This is a genomic window from Aquitalea sp. ASV11, from assembly GCF_016429185.1.
Classification (GTDB): Bacteria; Pseudomonadota; Gammaproteobacteria; order Burkholderiales; family Chromobacteriaceae; genus Aquitalea; species Aquitalea pelogenes.
Window position 1 is genome coordinate 75,008 of the sequence record NZ_JAELUD010000002.1, and the last position, 19,322, is coordinate 94,329.

The window sequence follows — 19,322 nt, forward strand, 5'->3', positions numbered from 1 at the left end:
GGATGGGAAGCAAAAAGATCAAGGTACTCGTCGTCGATGATTCGGCACTGATGCGCAGGCATCTGACCACATTGTTTGGCGAGCAAGAGGACATGCTGACCGAAACGGCACATAACGGCAAAGAAGCCATTGCCAAGCTGATGGAGTGGGAACCCGACGTCATCACGCTGGATGTCAACATGCCGCAGATGGATGGTTTGCAGGCACTGGCGCTGATCATGGCAGCCCGGCCGACCCCGGTGGTAATGGTGTCATCGATTACCCGCGTTGGGGCAATGGCAACCCTGGAAGCCCTGGCACTTGGCGCTGTCGATGTAGTCACCAAGCCCGAAGGAACGATTTCCCTGAATATTGGCAGCATCCGTGACGAGCTGATCGTCAAGACACGGGCTGCCGCCTCCGCACGGCTGGGCAAAATCGCACAACAGCCGGCCATGGATACCGTGCCGCAAAGACCACGCAGACTCAGCCAGCCCACCGCCACTGCACCCGTTGACGATGGTGAAATCAGTGGCATGGTACTGATTGGGGTATCAACCGGTGGCCCCAAAACGCTGGAGCTGATTCTCCCCCAGCTGCCGGCCGACTTTCCCCACCCGGTGGTGGTGGTGCAGCACATGCCAGCCGGCTTCACCCAGAGTTTTGCCGAGCGCATGGATCGCTACTGTGTACTCCCGGTACAGGAGGTGCACGCCGCCATGCCCTTGCGCGGTGGTCATATCTACATCGCACGCGGCGGTGCAGACCTGCAATTGTCCCGTCGCAAGTCGCTGGTGATGGCAACGCCACGTCCGGCAGACCCGGCAGTGTTATGGCATCCCTCGGTCAGCGTGATGGTTCGTTCGGCGATGGACTGTCTGCCCGCATCACATTTGACTGGGGTCATGCTCACCGGCATGGGCTATGACGGTGCCGATGAAATGACCCAATTGCATCAGCTTGGTGGCCGGACCATTGCCGAGTCGGAGGAAACCGCCATCGTATTCGGCATGCCAATGGAACTGGCGCGCCGCGGCGGTGCCAGCGTTGTTCTGCCTGCACATGCCATTGCCAGCCAGCTTATTGCCTGGTGCCAACAAGGGGAGAAGCGTCATGGCGCTCAAGAAAAGTGTCACGCCGGCTATTGAGGATGCGGCAGAGTCGCTGTCATTTGCCGATCTGATTACCCGGTTGTCCAGTGTTTCAGTCGACGAGCGTCGGCAAGCTGCACTGGCGCTGGGCCAGTTTCCGGAAGCCGTACTGCCCTTGTGCCGTATTTTGCCGGCAGAGTCGGATCGTGCGGTGCGTGATGCAGCGCTGGGCAGCCTGCGTCGCCTGGGTGGTGTCGAAGTGGCGCAACACCTGGCTGATTTTCTCCGTTCCGATGATCCGATGCTGCGTAACGGCGTCATCGAGGTATTGCAGGAAATGCCGGATGCCACTGCCAGTCTGGTGGAAACCCTGCTGCGTGATGTCGACCCGGATGTACGCATTTTCACGGTCAATATTCTGGAGTCGCTAAAGCACCCTGGCGTTGAGGGCTGGCTGATCGGCGTGGTGGAACAGGACATGCATTGCAATGTCGTGGCCACTGCAATTGACCTGTTGGGCGAGGTAGGCAGTCCACATGCCCTGGCCTCCCTGGAGTCGGCAGCAAACCGGTTTGCCGACGACCCTTTCATCTGCTTTGCTGTCGACATGGCCAAAGCCCGCATCCGTCAGGAATAGCACCATGGCACAGCCGCTGATCACGACAGAAGATTTCATGAAGTTCCGCGAATTCTTCTATCGCAAGACAGGAATCTATTTCGACGAGTCCAAGCGTTACTTTGTCGACAAGCGCCTGGCGGAACGGGTAAGGGAGTCCGGTTCGGAAAACTTTCGTACCTATTTCACCATGTTGCGTTTTCAGGCCAGTGGCGAGGAGTTGCAGCAACTGGTCAATGACATGACGGTGAACGAGACCTACTTTTTCCGGGAGTCCTACCAGTTTGACTGCCTGGTGAACTCCATGCTGGAAGAGGTGGCCGCGCACAAGAAGCCAGGAGACACCATTCGTATCTGGTCCATCCCGTCTTCGTCGGGGGAGGAACCTTACTCCATTGCCATTTTCCTGCTGGAGCTGTGGCCAAAGATAGAACAGTTCGATGTGGAGATCCTGGCCTCGGATATCGATACATCGATTCTGGACTCGGCCAAACAAGGCATATACAGCATGCGTTCGCTGCAATATCTGCCGAAAACCTATCTGGACCGCTATTTCGAACCGCAGAGCAATCAGCGTTACCAGATTATCGAAGACCTGCGCCAGTCCATCGAGTTTAGCCGGGTCAACCTGAATGACCGTAATGACACGCGGCGCTTCAGCAATATCGACATCATTTTTTGTCGCAATCTGCTGATTTATTTTGATGACATCTCACGCAAGGATGCGGCGGATACCTTTTACGACTCTCTCAATCATGGCGGCTTCATTTGTCTGGGGCACTCGGAGTCGATGAGCCGTATTTCTCCACTCTTCACGGTGCGCAAGTTTCCGGATGCCATCGTTTACCAGAAACCTCGTTTCGGTTGAAAGGCTCAGGTATGAAACGCGTACTGATTGTTGATGATGCCGCCACCGTGCGACTTTATCACCGCAAGATACTCACCGATGCCGGTTTGAGCGTGGACGAGGCCGTGAATGGTATCGAGGCGCTGGAAAAGGCCATGCAGTCGCCCTACGACCTTTATATCGTCGACATCAACATGCCCAAGATGGACGGATATACCTTTGTACGGACCTTGCGTGCCGACCTGAGCCTGATGCAAAGCCCGGCCATCATGGTGTCCACCGAATCCAAGGAAGGTGATGTAGTCGTGGCCTATATGGCAGGCGCCAATGGTTACATCATCAAGCCGGCCAAACCGGTGGAGCTGACCTTGCTGACACGACTGTTACTGGGGGAGCCTGACTGATGAACAACCCTTTACTTGAACAGTTTGTGCAGGAGGCACGCGAAGGGCTGGAAACCATCGGCCGTGCCTTGCTGCAACTGGAGCATGCTCCGGATGACAAGGAAGTCATCAATGCGTTGTTCCGCAGCATCCATACGTTGAAAGGCAACAGCGGGCTGTTGGGACTGACGCCACTGGCCGGGGCTACCCACCATGCCGAAGACCTGCTGGACCAGGTTCGCAACGGCGTGCTGCCTTTTGTGGCCGACTATGCAGATATCTTGCTGGAGTGGGCCGACTTCGTGTCCGACTGCCTGGACGACCTGGACACCGTTGGTGAGTTGCAAGCGCTGCGGGATGACAGGGCCGCGCAGATTGCTACTGCTCTGAAAGGCTGTCTGGGGGCGCCTGGAACGGCGGTGCGCCCGCTTGAGCCACAGAGCCCGGCAGTGGTTGCCGACTGGTTGCAGTCCTTTCCTGCCAACGTGCTCGAACAGGAAAAGCATGATGCTGCCCGTGAGAGTCATCCCCTGAGTGCCGTGCATTATCAACCGGACAGTGAATGCTTTTTCAGTGGCGAAGACCCGCTGTTGCAGTTGCGCCAGGTAGAGGGTTTGCGCTGGCTGGACATTCAACCCGTCAGCCCCTGGCCTGACATGGCGGAACTGGACATCTATCGTTGTAATCTGGAAATCCGCTTTTTGTGCCGCATGGATGGTCAGGCACTCAAAGAGCTGTTCCGCTACATGGCCCCCTATACCAAGGTACGGCAATTGCAGGGCTCGACATTCCGGCCGGTCTTCTATCTGGATGAAGCCGAGTCTGACTCGCGTCCCCTGTCAGAAGAAGAGCACACGGCCTGGCTCAAGATTGTTGAAACGCAGCGCAAGATTCTTGAACTGCCGGCGGATGCGGGCATCTGGGAAGGGCGTTTGCAGTCCGTGGTGCAGACCCTGGCCAATCTTTATCGCTATCAGCAGTCGCAACCCATGCTGGAAGCACTGTCCCAGGCCTATGACCGGTGCATCGAGCTCAAGAGCGCCGAACCTGTCCTGCGTTTGCTGCGCGGCGGAGATGGTAATCCGGCAGGTTTCGTCGATGGCGCCAGCAGTGCCCTGGCAGGCAGTGCTCCCGTTGCCGGCCCGGTACAGGAGGATGCTGGCCGGCGTACGGATGAATCTGCAGAAAAGGCCAGCCGGGTACTCAAGGTCAGCCAGGAAAAGGTAGACCGTCTGATGGACCTGATTGGCGAAATGGTGGTGGCCAAGAATGCGCTGCCATACCTGGCTGGAAAGGCGGAAAACCAGTTCGGTAACCGCGAATTGGCTCGCGAAATCAAATCCCAGTATCTGGTGATCAACCGCATTGCCGAAGAAATGCAGGATGCCATCATGCAGGTACGCATGATGCCGGTGGGTACCATCTTCCAGCGCTTCCCCCGTCTGGTACGTGACTTGTCGAAAAAACTGCACAAGCAGGTGGAGCTGGTTCTTGAAGGGGAAGACACCGAAGCCGACAAGAATGTCATCGAGCGGCTGGCCGAGCCGATGATCCATATCCTGCGCAATAGCCTGGACCATGGCATCGAATCACCCGAGGCCCGTCTTGCTGCCGGCAAACCCGCCCAGGGTTGCATCCGCATCAGCGCCCATCAGGAGGCAGACCGGGTCATCATCCAGATTCGTGACGATGGCAAGGGGATAGATCCGGTCCAGGTCCGGCGCAAGGCCATGGAGAAGTCATTGATAGACGCTGCCAAGGCTGAAAGCCTGAGCGATGCGGATGCAATCCAGCTGATTTTCCATCCCGGATTTTCCACAGCCGAACAAGTTTCCGACCTGTCCGGGCGAGGCGTGGGCATGGATGTGGTGCGCTCCGCCATTGAAGCGGTGCATGGCAGTTTCCAGCTGGAAAGCAAGGTCGGAGAGGGCACCTTGTTGCAACTTGCTCTGCCGCTGTCCATGGCCGTCACCAATGTGATGATTATCGAGTCTTCCGGACAGATTTTCGGTGTGCCTATGGAAATGGTGGTGGAAACCGTCAGGGTTGCGCGCAGCCAGATCCGTCATTTCAAGCACAATCGCTCCACCGTGTTGCGTGGCCGTATTGTTCCCCTGTACGGCCTGAATGCCTTGCTGGCGCTGCATGAAGAGCAGATGGCCAACGAGCAGGACGAGCTGGCGGTTCTGGTGCTGCGCATGGGTGCGGAAAACGTAGGCATTGTCGTGGATGAGTTCCGCGAAACCGTGGACATCATTCTCAAGCCCATGGAGGGCATCCTGGCACAACTTTCCGTGTATTCGGGTACGGCCTTGCTGGGAGACGGTACCGTCCTGATGGTGATCAATCCCAAGGAGTTGCTGCTATGCCTCTGATGTTTGAAGGGCACTCTGCCCGTTTGGTCGGACAGGTTGGTGTCGAAGATGCCGAGACACTGTTGGTCTGGCTGGCAGACCAGGAAGCCGCAACAGTCGATCTGGAAGATTGCGAGCACATTCATGCCGCTGTGTTCCAGGCATTGCTGGTCAGTCGCATCGTACATTTCAAGCCACCGCGTGATGGATTCATGGCCGGCTATGTATTTCCCTTGTTGCAGCGTGAAAGGAGTGAGGCATGAAAACCATTCTGCTGGTCGATGATTCCGCAACCATGATCATGAGCTTGCGCCAGACCCTTGAAATGAGTGGCTTTACCGTGGTGACGGCCGCGGATGGTGTGCAGGGTCTGGACAAACTGAAGACCGGGCTGCGCCCTGACCTGATGATTACCGACATCAACATGCCGAACATGAATGGACTGGAGCTCATCAAGGAAGCCAGAAAGTTGCTGCGCTTCACGCCCATTCTGGCGCTGACTACCGAAACCCAGCAGGCCAGTCGGGATGTGGCAAAACAACATGGTGCCACCGGTTGGCTGGTCAAGCCCATTACCGGCGCGGATTTGCTCAAGGTGATTCGCCAGGTGCTGCCAGGAGCTTGAACATGATGCGCGAAACAGAACCTGCCCCTGGCCCGCGCGCGAAACTGTCTCTCGTGCGTTGGGCATGTCTGGTGGTGGTCCTGCTGGCCACAGTCCTGTTGTGCTGGTCGGGCAGTGTCAGCTGGTACATGGTGCTTGCTGAAGGGGTGGTGCTGGCTGTCTGCCTGCTGACCGAACCGCGTGTCTCTGTACCGCCCGTACCGGTACAACAGCCAGCAAATGATCAGCAGACTGAAAAGGTAGCCACCCAGCTGCATGCATATGCAGACCTCAACGGTTTCCTGCAAGACCAGCTCAAAGGCATAGAGCGCACGACGGAAGCCGCAGCCATCGGCGTTATGGAAGGGTTACAGGGTATCGAGCAGACAAGTCGACAGATTGTCTCGGAAACCGGCAACTTCCTGGAGCATGCATCCGGGCTGGTGGCGTCCTCCCGTCAGGAAGCCAGCATGAATCGTGAATCCATCACCGAGCTGGGCAATATGCAACGAGAAAGAGCCACGCGGCAACAGGAGGAACAGTCGCGTATTGCCAAGGTTTCTGTCGAGGTAGAGCGGCTGCAACCCTATGCCGAACTGATCCGCAAAATAGCCAACCAGACCAATTTACTGGCACTGAATGCAGCAATCGAAGCCGCACGTGCCGGTGAGCATGGCCGCGCATTTGCGGTGGTGGCAGATGAAGTCCGCAACCTCTCGGTCCAGACCGACAGTGCTGCTGCGCAGATTACCGATGGCATTGCTGCGGTCACCGCTGCCATTGCGGCAGAACTGGAACAGATCATGCGTATGGACCTGCATGAACGCGAAGGTGAAAAACTTTCCCTTATTTCCAGTCAGTTCCTGCAAATGAATGACCACCTGACCGCAGTGGTGCAGGAACAGCAAGGCTTCACCTCTCACGTGCATGCGGCAGTCCAGGCCATTGCGGGTGGCGTGGGGCTGGCACTGGAGAAAATGCAGTTTCAGGATATCGTGCGGCAGCAACTGGAGCACCTGGTGCGCGTTGCTGCCAGCTCGGCTGAGCATCAGCAGCAAATGGCCGCGAGCATAAAGCAGGGTGTGGATATGACAGTGAGCGATATCAGCACCATTGTCAGGCAGCTGGGGGAGGGGCATGTAATGCATGTTCAGCGCGAGGACTTTTCCAGAAGGATGGGCGGGAAAGTCGAAAATGAGGCCCCAAAGGTCGAACTTTTCTGATGGTGCCACATGGAAACGTCCAGACTATCCAGGGTAAGACATCACCACCGTCAGGCTAGTCAGGATGGCTCGCAGCAGAGCAATATTCCCTTGCGTCTGGCGGGAATGATTGGACGGGATTGCAGCCCGGCGGATTTCTTTGCCGTACTTGGGGATGAACTGGCCGCGGTGTGTCACGCGCGGCATTGGTCTTTGCAGGTTCCCGGTCCTGTCGGGGATGCATGCATCTATACCTACGGTGATGCTGCCTGGCCTGAAACGGGCATCCAGTCCTGTCCGGTGGTGCTGACCGGTGGACGGTGCGGCCTCTTGCTGCATGATGGTGAAGAAGCCATCCAGCCGGATTCCATGTGGCTCGGCTGGCTGGCCTTGTGTGAACAGCTGGCTTCGGACAGACAGCGTCAACAGCATGCAGAGCAGTTGCAACGCAATTTGCTGCAGCTCAGTGAGGCACTGTTCATCGCCGTACCCGTGCCGTTATTGCATATTGATGCATCAGAAACGATTTTGCGCATCAACCCCTCTGGCAGACACTTGCTGTGTGCAGATATTGAAGTCGTCAACCAGCTGTCCGAGTGTTTCCCGGAGCCGGAAACATACCGTGCCTTGCAAGGGATCATCCGGCAAGGATTCGCCGGTGGCGAGGCATTCCGATTTGAAAGAACCATGCGCTGCATGGACGGTACTGAGCGCAGTCTGATTATTGACGGGCAACTGGTACGGGCGGGGGCAGCGTTTGGCGGCATGATTCTGGCAGTGACTGACATGAGCCATTATCACCAGATAAATGTCAGTCTCGATGAAGCCAGGAAGCAGGCAGATCTGGCCAGTCAGGCCAAGTCTTCATTCCTTGCCGTGATGAGCCACGAGTTTCGCACACCGATGCATGCCATCCTGGGCATGCTGGAGCTGCTGTGCATGGGGGAACTGGATGAAGAGCAGCGCGATTATGCCCAGGAAATTGAAACTGCAGCCAACAAGCTGTTGGGCATGATTGACGATGTGCTGGCCTGGACCCGCCTGGAAACCGCGTCCATCCGGGCTGAGGCGCAAACATTTTCCATCAATGGATTGATGGATGAACTGTTGCTGAGCTGTCGATCTGCTGCGGCGGCAAAGCAGCTGGACGTGCGCTACAGCAACAAGCTTCCAGCTGATGTACTGATCAAGAGTGACCGGCGCTACCTGGGTAAAAGCATTGCCGAGCTGCTCGACAATGCAGTCAAGTTTACCAGGGTTGGCCAGGTATCAGTCAGCCTGGATTGCCTTACCGCTACGGCTCGGGATGAGCTGGTGATAAGGATTGAAGACAGTGGCATCGGCATGAGCAAAAGCGAGCTTGCCAGAGTAGGTGAGCTGTTTACGCAAACTGACGGTAGTACTGCCCGCTCGCATGATGGCCTTGGCTTGAGACTGGCATTGGCACGGTCGCTGATTGGCTTGCTGGGCGGAACACTGCAACTGGAATCCAATAGCGGAGGCGGCATCAGTGCCACGGTGCAAATCCCCCTGCGTCAGGGAGAAAAAATATCAATTCAGCCGGGAGGGAAGAATCACCCGGTATTGATGATTGCACCGTCTGCCATGCTGGCAGATGTAGTCGGTCATTTGTTGCAGGAAAGAGGAATGCAGCTGATGCTGGCAACGACACTCGAAGATGCCGCCCTGATGATCAGCAGTCTTCAGCCGAGGCGAATCATTTACTGCGCTCAAGCGGATGACAGCATGACTTTTGCTGGTAGCAGGCTGTCGCGCTTGTTGTCAGAGACGGAGCAGTCATCATTATGGGTTCTGGCAGGCAAGCAAGCCGTTCCGCCACAGTCCGGAATTCTTTCCTTTACCGATGAATTGGACCTGATGCGCGCCGTTTGTCGGGAGTGGCCTTCTGAGCATCACCATTTTACTGTGGACCATCATGCACTCGTCGCCTTGTCAGGCGCAGACGTGGTGTGTGAGCAAGAAATACTGACCATGTTTCTGGAAGACAATGCGGACGACCTCAAACTGTTGTGGCCGGCACTGTCAAATTGCCGCCTGCCCGAGGCCAGGGCTTTGCTGTCCCGAATAGCCACTGCCTCAATTCAGATAGGGGCTCATCACATGAGTGAAGTTGCACAAGCATTGCATGACAAACTGGTATGTCCATTGCAGCAGGAGGCGCATGCTCAAATTGCTGCTTTATATGCACTGCAGTGTTCTGGAGAAGTGCTTGCTGGCAAGGCCTGAATCAGCTGCAGGTCGTGCAGCTTTCTTAATGCCCCTGAGGACTGTATTCAACTTTGGCTTTGAAAAATGGCATGGCCTTTATTACACCGGAATCAGGCATATTTCTTTGAAGGGCGTACGGACCGTTTTGGTCACGAGGTGAGTAAAAAATTAGGTTCGTCTTTTATCTTGCCAATACCATGTTACCTAAATAATTTTACGAAGCGTGAATGCATATACTACAATGGGATAATGACTTCTACACAAAGGCTGTCGTTTTGGTGTGTAGAAGTATGAAAAGTGCCAAGAAAATAAGGGGATTTTTGGATTGAATTTGGAATCCCCCCCTCTCCGCCAGATGTCTACATTAAAGCCCTGATTATTCAGGGCTTTTTTGTTGCCTGTTTGGTTTGTCCTGCATAAAAACCTGCATTAAATATTACTCCTAAGCTGAGCACTTGTAACTTTGCGGCAGTTTTGGCACTGATTTGCACTTTAATTGTCACCGCCGATTTGCAGGGTTTTTGGCACTATTTGCGCTTCTTTTGTCACCGGTGCGCAAAAATCTAACGCATCCTTCCTGCTACCTTTTCCTGTGATGGAGGAGGGTGGTCAAGTCCTAGTTCTCCATGCTCCACCACTACCTAAAAATGAAAACACCCTGCGTCAAGGCAGGGTGTCGAGTCTGTAGTTCGGCCAAAGCGGTCATTCCCCAGCTTGCTAGGCAACGGCCGGTTTACATAGAACTTCGGACAGGCCCTTGTCTGTGTCGAGGATTGTCTTTTGATCTTGCCAATGGCGCATTCAGTCCTCTGAATCGGATGAGAGGCGATCAGACGCTTCGGCCAGATAGAACCACTCTTGATTGACTAGGGCTGCAGGGTTGGGGAAAACAATCCAACCATCGCGATCGGCAAGTACGGTGCTGCCATCGTGGCGACAGGCAATGGGTTCGCCACGCTTGATGATGTCAAAACTGCACCAGTCTTTGCTGAAACGATCCTCAGGATGCAAGCGGTCCACCACCTGATAGAGACGGATGGTTTCAGGTTGCATGGCCGCAGCAGGGGCGACCTGATGCACCATGCCCAGATGCGCCAGTGTATTCAGAATAGCCTGATAGGCGACCTCTGGCGCTGCGCCCTCATCATGCTGACCACACTCAAGGGTGACTGCAATGCCACCGGAACGGCGCATTGTTTCCGTGGTGCCCACGCCATAATCGACACATGCATCCACACCCCGCTGCTGGCGCTCTTCGACACCTTTTGCGTAGGTTTCCAGCCAGCCTTCGACAAATCTGTCCACGCCCAGACGTAGTGCGATTGCTTCCTCTGCGTCAGCCTTGCCAACGGTTTCCAGATCGCCAACATTGTTGCGTGAGCCGATCAGTGCGAATGGCCTGCCAGGTGCGTGGAAGGAGTGCAGATCAAGTAGAACGTCATGCGCTTGCAGCAATGGGCACAGCATGTTGGCTACATGATCTTCATAGTCTTGTGGTGTATGGGTGAGGCGCATGTTCCGGTTCAGATTACGATCACCGTGGCGGCGCTTGAACTGATAAGCGAGTGGATTCGTTACCGGCACCAGCGTCAGGCTACCGCGATGGATGCAGACTGCACCGCTCTCGATTTCCCTGATCAAGCGCCGGATTGCCTGGGTGCCACAGACTTCGTTGCCATGTACCGCTCCGAGAACGATCAGCTTCGGACCCGCGCCCAGACTGGCGAACTGATGGATGGCAATGCTGTTGATATTTGGCAATTCAGACACGCTGCGGTCACTTTACAAAAGGGTCGGGTTGGGGGCATCGCCGTAGACTAACTTTGGGTCGAATGTTTTTTCTGTTTCCGCATACCCAATCTTGCCGCTTTGCAGCGCAACGGTCCGGTAAAAGCAGCTACGATAACCAACGTGGCAACTGGCGGGTGCACTGTGTATTCCGGCGGAGAGTGACACACGTAGCCACACGGCATCCTGGTCGTCGTCGATACGGATTTCGATCACCTTCTGCACCAGGCCGCTGCTCGCACCTTTGTGCCACAGCACCTGGCGGCTTCTACTCCAGTAATGCGCTTCACCACTAAGAATGGTGCGTTCCAGTGCTTCGGGGTTCATGTAACCGACCATCAGCACTTCACCCGTCGCAGCATCGGTGGTGACGCAGGTGATCAGACCATCGCGATCAAATTTTGGGGCCAGGTCGTAACCTTCTTCGACCTGTTCGACCGAAATGCGCGACTCAAAGTGCAAGGTTTGCGGTGTCGGAGTTTGAGTGGGCTTGGATGTATTCATATGATTTTCTCAGATATTGGAATCAGTCAATGCCGACGTTGGGGTCGGAGTGGGCATCCAGAAAGTGGATTGCCTTGCCTGCAGGCTTGCCAAGCAGTTGCTCATCCAGCACCACTGGCTGCCCCCGAAGCACGGTGTGGATGGGCCAGCCGGTGACAGCGTGGCCGTCGTATGGCGTCCAGCCACTGACGCTGGCAATCCAGTCGTTGCGGATGACACGCCGTGCCTGTAGATCGACCATGCTGAAATCGGCGTCATAGCCGAGGGCGATCCGGCCTTTGCCAGCAATACCAAAAATGCGGGCCGGGCCGGCGCTGGTCAGATCCACCAGCCGTTGCAGGCTCAGGCGGCCGGCGTTTACATGGTCAAGCATCAGCGGCAGCAATGTTTGCACGCCGGTCATCCCACTGGGGGATTCTGGGTAGGGCCTCGTCTTTTCAGCCAGGGTGTGCGGGGCGTGATCGCTGCCAATCACGTCGACAACCCCCTCGCAGATGGCTTGCCACAGTGCTTCCTGGTGGTGCTTTTCACGCACAGGCGGATTCATTTGGGCGAGGCTGCCCAGTCGCTGGTAGCAGTCGGGGGCATGCATGGTCAAGTGGTGAGGCGTGACTTCCACCGTGATCCGATCCTTGTGCATGGCCAGGAAGGCCATCTCTTCGGCGGTAGTCACATGCAGCACATGCAGGCGTCGCCCCGTCTCCGCCGCCAGGTGGACAATGCGCTGGGTTGCCTGCAACGCGCTTTGCACATCACGCCAATGGGGATGTTGGCAAACGTCGCCGCTGGTCTGGACCAGTGCCTTGCGTTCACGCAGCCGTGCCTCGTCTTCGGCATGCACCGCCAGCCGACGTTTGCCGTGGCGCAAAATTTTGCGCAGTACCGTATCCTCGTCTGCCAGCAGGTCGCCAAAGGAGCTGCCCATGAACACCTTGACGCCAGCACAGCCGGGCAGCTGCTCCAGCAAGGCCAGTTGTTCTGCATTGATAGCCGAGCCGCCAATGTAAAAGGCGTGATCGCACCATGCCCTGCCCGCAGCAGCTTCGAGCTTGGCTTGCAGATCGGCCGTGGTCAACGTCAGCGGAGTGGTGTTCGGCATCTCGAAGATGGCGGTAACACCGCCCAGCACCGCTCCGCGCGTTCCTGCCTCCAGGTTTTCCTTGTGCACCAGGCCCGGTTCGCGAAAATGTACCTGACTGTCGATCACGCCGGGCAACACGTGCAAGCCGGTGGCATCAAGCAAGGTGTCTGCATTCCAGCTACCGTGCAGATCGCCCAAGGCAACGATGCGACCATTGCTGCAGGCCACATCGATACGCTCGGCACCGCCCGGCGTCATGACCGTTCCACCTCGTATCAGCAGTTCGGCATGGCGGTATGCCGGTGGTGCGATGGTGTTATCGAGGCTTGTCATCACTTGACTTCCTGTGGGTCGATGATTCCTTCGCTCCGGCTGGGAAGGCCGTTCAGCCGAGTGCACAGGCGCCGTTGCGCCTCTTTGCGCGCGGGCATGTCTGGCGCTTGCACCTCTGTCAACAACCTGGCCACCGCCTGTGGTAACGGCAGCACACCAAGGTCTCGCCCGTCACGGCTGCGCAGGGCGACCGTGCCGCTTGCACATTCCTTGGCGCCGACGACCAACAGGAAGGGAATGCGCTGCAAGGTTTGCTCGCGAATCTTGTAGCCAATCTTTTCGTTGCGCACATCGGCCTGGCAGCGCAGGCCGGCGCCTTGCAGCAAGCGTGCGACGTCCTGTGCGTAGCCGGCATGCTCTTCGGTAATCGACAGCACCATCGCTTGCACAGGTGCCAGCCAGGCGGGCAACTGGCCTGCATGATGTTCGATCAGAATGCCGGTGAAGCGCTCCAGAGAGCCAAACAAGGCACGATGCAACATGACTGGGCGCTTGCGCTGGCCATCCTCGTCGACGTACTCGATGCCGAAGCGTTCGGGCAGGTTCATGTCCACCTGGAGGGTTCCGCACTGCCAGTCGCGGCCGATGGCATCTCGCAGCACAAATTCAAGCTTGGGGCCGTAGAAGGCACCTTCACCGGGGTTGATGCGGTAGGCCAGACCCATATTGTCCAAGGCACGCAGCAGGGCCCCTTCGAGCAAGTCCCAGGTTGCCTCATCCCCCATGCGATTGTCAGGCCGAGTCGAGAGCTTGATGCGTACATCCTCAAAGCCGAACTGGCGGTAAATGTCGAGCACCAGGGCCACGACCTCGCGGCACTCGGCATCCATCTGCTGCGGCGTGCAGTAGGTGTGGGCATCGTCCTGCGTAAAGTGGCGCACGCGCAGCAGTCCGTGCAGCGCACCGGAAGGTTCGTAGCGATGCACCTTGCCGAACTCGCCCATGCGGATCGGCAGGTCGCGGTAGCTTTTGAGGCCGTGGCGATATAGCAATACGCTGCCGGGGCAGTTCATGGGCTTGAGCGCAAGCGCCCGACCGTCCTCGGTCTCCGTGGTGAACATATGGTCGTGGTAGTTCTGCCAATGGCCCGATATTTCCCACAGGCTGCGATCCATCACGTCTGGCGAATTCACCTCTACATAGCCAGCGTCTTGTTGACGACGGCGCATGTAGGCAATCAATTCCTGGAACACAACCCAGCCGCGTGGGTGCCAGAACACAGCGCCCGGGGCGTCTTCCTGAAAATGGAACAGATCCAGTTCTCGACCCAGCTTGCGGTGATCGCGTCTCTCAGCTTCCTCCATGCGCAGGAGGTAGGCATCCAGCTGCTTCTTGTCCGCCCAGGCTGTGCCATAGATGCGCTGGAGTTGTTCGTTCTGTGCATTGCCGCGCCAGTAGGCACCGGATACCTTGGTCAGCCTGAAATGCTTCAGGAAGCGGGTATTGGGCACGTGGGGGCCGCGACACATGTCCACATACTCCTGATGGTGGTACAGGCCCATTGCCTGTTCATCCGGCATGTCGTCGATCAGGCGGAGCTTGTATTCCTCGCCTCGCGCGTTGAACACCTCAATTACCTGGGCACGTGGGGTCATCCGTTTGATGACGTCGTAGTCCTGTGCAATCAGGTCCTTCATCCGCAATTCGATGGCCGCCAGGTCTTCGGGGGTGAATGGGCGTTCATAGGCGATGTCGTAGTAAAAGCCGTCTTCGATGACCGGACCGATCACCATCTTCGCGCTCGGGTAGAGCTGCTTGACAGCATGACCGACCAGGTGTGCACAGGAGTGCCGGATGATATCAATCCCCTCATCCTCCTTGGGCGTGATGATGTGCAGGGTGGCATCGTGTTCGATAACCTCACAGGCATCGACGAGGCCTCCGTCAAGCTTGCCTGCCACCGTGTTTTTCGCCAGACCAGAGCTGATCGCCTGGGCCACCTCCATGACGGAAACAGGATGATCAAAACTGCGTAAGCTTCCGTCCGGCAGCGTGACTGTCACCGGCGTGCAAATGGGATTGGCCGTCATAGCGTCTCCACCACCGACGGCGTCAGGCGCATGAAGCCCTCGGCGAACTCGATATTGCGGGAAGCCGTGATGCCGATGTTGCGCTTGGCCTGAACGCCACGCTGCTGGGCCACGCGGGTGTAGTAATGCCACAGATGCTCTTGACCTGCCATGCACTCAATGGCGCGGCGTTTGACGTCCCATACCTCAGTGATGTCCAGGAAGGTGTTCGGCTCCCAACCGCATTGCTCGGGCTGGTGTGGCTCGAAAGCATAAACAGGTGGTGCACCAAGAGTTTTTTGACCAGGGTTATGACCTTCGGCCTGCGCGATAACGCGTGCCTCTTGGGTGATGTGCATGGCCAACGGGTGATCGAAGTTGTAGGGGTCTTTAACCGAGTGGCTCAGCACGAAAGCCGGTTGCAGTGTCCGGTACAGGTCCACCAAACGGAACAAGGTCTCATCGTTCACGCGCATGGGATAGTCGCCAATGTCCCAGAACTCCACCTCAGCACCCAAAATGTCAGCGGCGCGTTGGGCCTCGTCTCGACGCGCAGCCTTCACCTTTTCCAGAGTCATGCCGGGCTGGCGCCATAGCTTGGCCGACTCACCTCTTTCTCCATAAGACAGACAAACGATCTTGACCTGCCAGCCCCGTTGGGCATGGCTAGCGATGGCACCGCCCGCACGCCAGACGAAATCGGCGGAGTGGGCGCTGACAACCAGGGCAGTTTGCTTGTTCGACATGGGTATCTTCTTTTCTTTTTGAATGGTTAGAACTCGTTCTGGATGGCCTTGTAACCCTGCACCAGCTGGTTGTTGGTGCGCGCTACGTCTTCGGAAAACTCGCTGGCGGCAGCGGGAACTTGCGGCAGCGAAGAGAGGTCGGTTTCCGGCCCGATGCGTTCGGTCGAGCGCACGTAAAAACCGGCAGGCAGATGAACGCCATCAACGACGGCGTTGTAGCGAACCACGCAGCCGTCATCGACAGTGCAATTGAATAGAACACTGTTGAATCCGATGAACACGCCATCGCCGATGGTGCAGGGCCCGTGGACAATGGCACGATGGGCAATGGAACTGCGCTGGCCGATTTGTACACGCGCGCCGGATTTGGAGTGAATCACTACCCCGTCCTGAATATTGGAATGGGCGCCGATCACGATGGGGTCGATATGCCCATCTGCGTCCATCTCGTCAGCACGGATGACGGCATAGGGGCCGATGAACACGTTTTCCTCGACAACCACCAGTCCGCACAGGATGGCGGTTGGATCGACAAAGGCGCTGGGATGAATCTGCGGCAGGTCGCCACGCGGGTTTTTTCTGATCATGTGGATGGGTCCATGAGCGGGGGTAAGGCTTGACCGCGCTTGATGCATGCCATCAGGTCGGGTTGGTGCCAGTTTTGGGTGATCGCCGGTGAGAACACGATGGCGTCCAGGTCGATACACCCCATGCGTGGGTTGTGCGCGTCTTCCCGGAAGCACTGTGCATAACCGGTTTCGGTTTCATGAACGATGACCGAGTGCAGCCGCACTTGGGCTTCACCATTGGCCATCTCTGTGAGGGTCAGTACCGCATCGACCAAACGAAAGAACAGCCGTGAGAACTGCTCTGCACTTGGCGATACGGGAAGGAGTACCCAGCGCTCAGAGTGCTGGCGCATGCTGGAGAGATAGTCAGGTTCGTCTCCAGACCAGAGCGCAAGGGCATGATCGAAAGCATCGATCAGGTCACGCACATGGCCTTTGAGCAAACCAAAGTCATAGACCATCTGGCCGTTGTCCAACGCATGCGCTTCCAGCAGCAGTTCCACCTTGTACGAGTGGCCATGAATGGAGTGCGAACACCGTCTGGTGCTGCATCCGCGCACGATATGCGCACTTTCAAACTTGAATAGCTTGCGAATCAGCACTGGCCACCACACTGTTCAGTATTGCCCGCTGTGGCAGCAGTATTCGCGTACGGGGGGGGCGTATCACCGTGGCTGCGGCAGGTAAGCTGCCCGTACTGGCGTGAAGTGGGCTTGCTGCTGACGGGAGTCAGGCTGCCAGACCATGTGCTACTCATGCGGATACTCCGTCACGCATCGGCACTGCCCAGGCAACCGCGTCGTGGGGGTGCAGACTCTCCAGATGGCGGACATGCACGCTGGGATTCGCGTAGTCGGTCAGTGCGGCCTCGATGCGTCGTGCTGCATCCTCGACAAACATCAGGTTCTGGCCATTGAGCGCCGCGAATGCCTGTTCGTCGACGCGTTTGACTGCCGTTTGCACGGGAGTGCCTACAGCCTGTTCGATGTGGTCGATCAGTGCGAGGATGCCCAGTGTTTCTGCCGCATCCGTCACGTCCACCGCCACCAGCGCCTCACTGCGCTGGCTATGCGGCGTTGCCATCGTGGCATGCTGATGCAGCCAGGCAGCCACGTCGGCCGGCTTGACCGGGGATTGCTGATCAAAGGCAGCCAGAAAGCTGTGTTCGATGATCTGACGTGACAAGGCAGCAGAGCAAGGGCAAGTCGAGGAATAACCCACAGTAACCTGCACACGGCAGGTGAACCTGTCACGGATCAGCGACGCATCGATGCGCACTGGGTAGGATTTCCAGCCGGACAATCCTTGGGTAACCAGTGCCGGACGCTGCACTAGTAGTGCCATATTCAGGCCCAGCCGTGCGTTGCCGGTATCGCAGTCCTGATGGCTGTTTATCATGGCCTGGAGCAAGTATCGCAGGCTTGCTGGAGACAATGCCTCGTCCTGTCCCAGCGTATCCAGCAGCTGGTAAAGCCGGGACATGTGGATACCTTTTACCTGTGGGGACGGCAGATCAACCTGCACATCGGCCCGCGCATGCAGCGTGCGCTGGTAGGCGGATTCGACCACGGTAACGGGCAGATCGATGCCCTGCATGCCGACCCAGGCCAGTGGACTCAGACGGGGAGCGATGTCGGTCAGTGAAATATCGGGAAGTGCTGCATTCATGCTTTACATCCAGTAGGGGTGGCCCAGCCCGTTTCAGGGCATGGGGTGTACGGCCCAATCAGGGCCAATCGGGGAAAGGGTTATGCCAGGTTGTCCATGCCTTGGGGCCCTGGGCCATTTCTTCGTCAGTCAGCAGACAGGCATCAAAACGGGCACGCAAGGCAGCCTCATCCATGTCTATGCCAATCAGCACCAGTTCCTGGCGGGCATCGCCCACGCGGTCCTCCCATTTCTCGCGGATATGGGCAAGGAATTCCGGGTCATCCGGCCAGTGTTCGGGAGGCACGGCGGCCCACCAGTAGCCGGCAGGGCCGTGTCGTGCTACCGCGCCGGCTTGCGACCAGTTGCCTGCCAGTGTCGGATGAGCAGCAAGCCAGAAGAAACCCTTGGAGCGCACCACGCCGGGCCATTCGTTTTCCACCCAGTCGAAGAAGCGTTGCGGATGAAACGGACGACGCGCGCGATAGATGAAACTGCGGATGCCGTATTCCTCTGTTTCCGGGGTATGTGTGCCACGCAGTTCTTGCAACCAGCCGGGAGCCTTGGAGGCTTCGTCAAAGTCGAACAAGCCTGTATCCAGCACGCGATCGAGCGGCACCTTGCCGAAGGCAGCCACCTCGATGCGTGCGCGCGGGTTAAGGCTGCGCAGGATCGCCAGCAACCTCTCGCGCTCCTCGTCGCTGATCAGGTCAGTCTTGTTGATCACGATCACATCGCAGAACTCAATCTGGTCGATCAGCAAGTCCACCACCGTGCGCTCATCCTGCTCACCAAGTGATTCGCCACGCGAGCGGATACTGTCCCGCGAGCTGTAGTCGCGCAGGAAATTGAAGGCATCAACCACCGTCACCATCGTGTCGAGCCGGGCCACTTCACCCAGACAGCGTCCGTCCTCACCCTCGAAGGTGAAGGTCTCGGCTACGGGCAAGGGTTCGGAAATTCCGGTGGATTCGATGACTAACTGGTCGAAGCGGCCTTCCTTGGCGAGGCGATCCACCTCCACCAGCAGATCCTCACGCAAGGTGCAGCAGATACAACCGTTACTCATCTCCACCAGCTTCTCGTCGGTGCGTGACAGCTCGGCGCCGCCATCACGTACCAAGGCGGCATCAATGTTGACCTCGCTCATATCGTTGACGATGACCGCGACACGCCGTCCTTCACGATTGTTGAGGATGTGGTTGAGCAAAGTGGTCTTGCCAGCACCAAGAAAGCCGGACAGGACAGTGACAGGAAGTCTGGTGCTCTGAGGTGACATTGGAGATAGGCTACTCATGATGAAGTCCCGAAAGAAAGCGTGCTTTGTGGCAGATATTGGC

At 57.3% G+C, this 19,322-nt stretch carries 17 protein-coding genes and 1 pseudogene; 9 read left to right on the plus strand and 9 right to left on the minus strand.

Annotated features, from left to right (window positions below; translation table 11 throughout):
• Positions 1 to 2 precede the first annotated feature (2 nt).
• The 9 genes from cheB to JHD62_RS01420 are packed head-to-tail and all read left to right on the plus strand — an operon-like array spanning position 3 to position 9,323.
• Positions 3 to 1,127 (plus strand): chemotaxis-specific protein-glutamate methyltransferase CheB, encoded by a 1,125-nt coding sequence (gene cheB / locus JHD62_RS01380; RefSeq protein WP_199101457.1) that lies wholly within the window; start codon positions 3 to 5, stop codon positions 1,125 to 1,127.
• Entirely contained in the window at positions 1,093 to 1,707 is a 615-nt protein-coding gene (locus JHD62_RS01385) for a HEAT repeat domain-containing protein (protein WP_199101458.1), read from the plus strand. The genes cheB and JHD62_RS01385 overlap by 35 nt, the downstream gene beginning before the upstream one ends.
• Before the next feature lie 4 nt (positions 1,708 to 1,711).
• Positions 1,712 to 2,554: a protein-glutamate O-methyltransferase CheR gene (locus tag JHD62_RS01390; protein WP_199101459.1), complete on the plus strand. Its 843-nt coding sequence runs from the start codon at positions 1,712 to 1,714 to the stop codon at positions 2,552 to 2,554.
• A gap of 11 nt (positions 2,555 to 2,565) precedes the next feature.
• Entirely contained in the window at positions 2,566 to 2,937 is a 372-nt protein-coding gene (locus JHD62_RS01395) for a response regulator (protein WP_089085449.1), read from the plus strand.
• Positions 2,937 to 5,291 carry a chemotaxis protein CheA gene (locus JHD62_RS01400; RefSeq protein ID WP_199101460.1) on the plus strand — a complete coding sequence of 785 codons (2,355 nt, stop codon included), beginning with the start codon at positions 2,937 to 2,939 and terminating at the stop codon, positions 5,289 to 5,291. The genes JHD62_RS01395 and JHD62_RS01400 overlap by 1 nt, the downstream gene beginning before the upstream one ends.
• Entirely contained in the window at positions 5,282 to 5,533 is a 252-nt protein-coding gene (locus JHD62_RS01405; protein WP_178970577.1) for a hypothetical protein, read from the plus strand. The genes JHD62_RS01400 and JHD62_RS01405 overlap by 10 nt, the downstream gene beginning before the upstream one ends.
• On the plus strand, positions 5,530 to 5,895 hold the full coding sequence (locus tag JHD62_RS01410; RefSeq protein WP_089085452.1) for a response regulator: 366 nt from the start codon (positions 5,530 to 5,532) through the stop codon (positions 5,893 to 5,895). The genes JHD62_RS01405 and JHD62_RS01410 overlap by 4 nt, the downstream gene beginning before the upstream one ends.
• 2 nt (positions 5,896 to 5,897) lie before the next feature.
• Positions 5,898 to 7,097 carry a methyl-accepting chemotaxis protein gene (locus JHD62_RS22945; RefSeq protein ID WP_199101536.1) on the plus strand — a complete coding sequence of 400 codons (1,200 nt, stop codon included), beginning with the start codon at positions 5,898 to 5,900 and terminating at the stop codon, positions 7,095 to 7,097.
• A 9-nt stretch (positions 7,098 to 7,106) separates the two neighbouring features.
• Positions 7,107 to 9,323: an ATP-binding protein gene (locus JHD62_RS01420; protein ID WP_199101461.1), complete on the plus strand. Its 2,217-nt coding sequence runs from the start codon at positions 7,107 to 7,109 to the stop codon at positions 9,321 to 9,323.
• A 783-nt stretch (positions 9,324 to 10,106) separates the two neighbouring features.
• Here JHD62_RS01420 and JHD62_RS01425 read toward each other — a convergent pair.
• The 9 genes and pseudogenes from JHD62_RS01425 to zigA form a co-directional block, all read right to left on the minus strand.
• Entirely contained in the window at positions 10,107 to 11,075 is a 969-nt protein-coding gene (locus JHD62_RS01425) for a succinylglutamate desuccinylase/aspartoacylase family protein (RefSeq protein ID WP_370541006.1), read from the minus strand.
• Positions 11,076 to 11,087: 12 nt separating this feature from the next.
• Positions 11,088 to 11,597, minus strand: a complete 510-nt coding sequence (gene hisI / locus JHD62_RS01430; RefSeq protein WP_199101462.1) for a phosphoribosyl-AMP cyclohydrolase — start codon at positions 11,595 to 11,597, stop codon at positions 11,088 to 11,090.
• 22 nt (positions 11,598 to 11,619) lie between these two features.
• Positions 11,620 to 13,011 carry a dihydroorotase gene (locus tag JHD62_RS01435; protein WP_199101463.1) on the minus strand — a complete coding sequence of 464 codons (1,392 nt, stop codon included), beginning with the start codon at positions 13,009 to 13,011 and terminating at the stop codon, positions 11,620 to 11,622.
• Between the two features lie 110 nt (positions 13,012 to 13,121).
• A pseudogene (gene thrS / locus JHD62_RS01440) lies at positions 13,122 to 15,041 on the minus strand (threonine--tRNA ligase); the annotation flags it as partial.
• On the minus strand, positions 15,038 to 15,766 hold the full coding sequence (locus JHD62_RS01445; protein WP_199101465.1) for a PIG-L deacetylase family protein: 729 nt from the start codon (positions 15,764 to 15,766) through the stop codon (positions 15,038 to 15,040). The pseudogene thrS and the gene JHD62_RS01445, both read right to left, overlap by 4 nt.
• A gap of 26 nt (positions 15,767 to 15,792) precedes the next feature.
• Entirely contained in the window at positions 15,793 to 16,353 is a 561-nt protein-coding gene (locus JHD62_RS01450) for a hypothetical protein (protein WP_199101466.1), read from the minus strand.
• Positions 16,350 to 16,949 (minus strand): 6-pyruvoyl tetrahydropterin synthase family protein, encoded by a 600-nt coding sequence (locus tag JHD62_RS01455; protein WP_370541007.1) that lies wholly within the window; start codon positions 16,947 to 16,949, stop codon positions 16,350 to 16,352. The genes JHD62_RS01450 and JHD62_RS01455 overlap by 4 nt, the downstream gene beginning before the upstream one ends.
• Positions 16,950 to 17,088: 139 nt before the next feature.
• Entirely contained in the window at positions 17,089 to 18,003 is a 915-nt protein-coding gene (gene folE2 / locus JHD62_RS01460) for a GTP cyclohydrolase FolE2 (protein ID WP_199101468.1), read from the minus strand.
• Positions 18,004 to 18,061: 58 nt separating this feature from the next.
• A complete protein-coding gene (gene zigA / locus JHD62_RS01465; RefSeq protein WP_233160494.1) occupies positions 18,062 to 19,279 on the minus strand; it encodes a zinc metallochaperone GTPase ZigA in 1,218 nt (405 codons plus the stop codon).
• Positions 19,280 to 19,322 lie beyond the last annotated feature (43 nt).

Coding starts and splice junctions, on each gene's coding strand:
- cheB (WP_199101457.1), top strand. CDS start 3: ATGGGAAGCAAAAAGATCAAGGTACTCGTCGTCGATGATTCGGCACTG.
- JHD62_RS01385 (WP_199101458.1), top strand. CDS start 1,093: ATGGCGCTCAAGAAAAGTGTCACGCCGGCTATTGAGGATGCGGCAGAG.
- JHD62_RS01390 (WP_199101459.1), top strand. CDS start 1,712: ATGGCACAGCCGCTGATCACGACAGAAGATTTCATGAAGTTCCGCGAA.
- JHD62_RS01395 (WP_089085449.1), top strand. CDS start 2,566: ATGAAACGCGTACTGATTGTTGATGATGCCGCCACCGTGCGACTTTAT.
- JHD62_RS01400 (WP_199101460.1), top strand. CDS start 2,937: ATGAACAACCCTTTACTTGAACAGTTTGTGCAGGAGGCACGCGAAGGG.
- JHD62_RS01405 (WP_178970577.1), top strand. CDS start 5,282: ATGCCTCTGATGTTTGAAGGGCACTCTGCCCGTTTGGTCGGACAGGTT.
- JHD62_RS01410 (WP_089085452.1), top strand. CDS start 5,530: ATGAAAACCATTCTGCTGGTCGATGATTCCGCAACCATGATCATGAGC.
- JHD62_RS22945 (WP_199101536.1), top strand. CDS start 5,898: ATGATGCGCGAAACAGAACCTGCCCCTGGCCCGCGCGCGAAACTGTCT.
- JHD62_RS01420 (WP_199101461.1), top strand. CDS start 7,107: ATGGAAACGTCCAGACTATCCAGGGTAAGACATCACCACCGTCAGGCT.
- hisI (WP_199101462.1), bottom strand. CDS start 11,597: ATGAATACATCCAAGCCCACTCAAACTCCGACACCGCAAACCTTGCAC.
- JHD62_RS01435 (WP_199101463.1), bottom strand. CDS start 13,011: ATGACAAGCCTCGATAACACCATCGCACCACCGGCATACCGCCATGCC.
- JHD62_RS01445 (WP_199101465.1), bottom strand. CDS start 15,766: ATGTCGAACAAGCAAACTGCCCTGGTTGTCAGCGCCCACTCCGCCGAT.
- JHD62_RS01450 (WP_199101466.1), bottom strand. CDS start 16,353: ATGATCAGAAAAAACCCGCGTGGCGACCTGCCGCAGATTCATCCCAGC.
- folE2 (WP_199101468.1), bottom strand. CDS start 18,003: ATGAATGCAGCACTTCCCGATATTTCACTGACCGACATCGCTCCCCGT.
- zigA (WP_233160494.1), bottom strand. CDS start 19,279: ATGAGTAGCCTATCTCCAATGTCACCTCAGAGCACCAGACTTCCTGTC.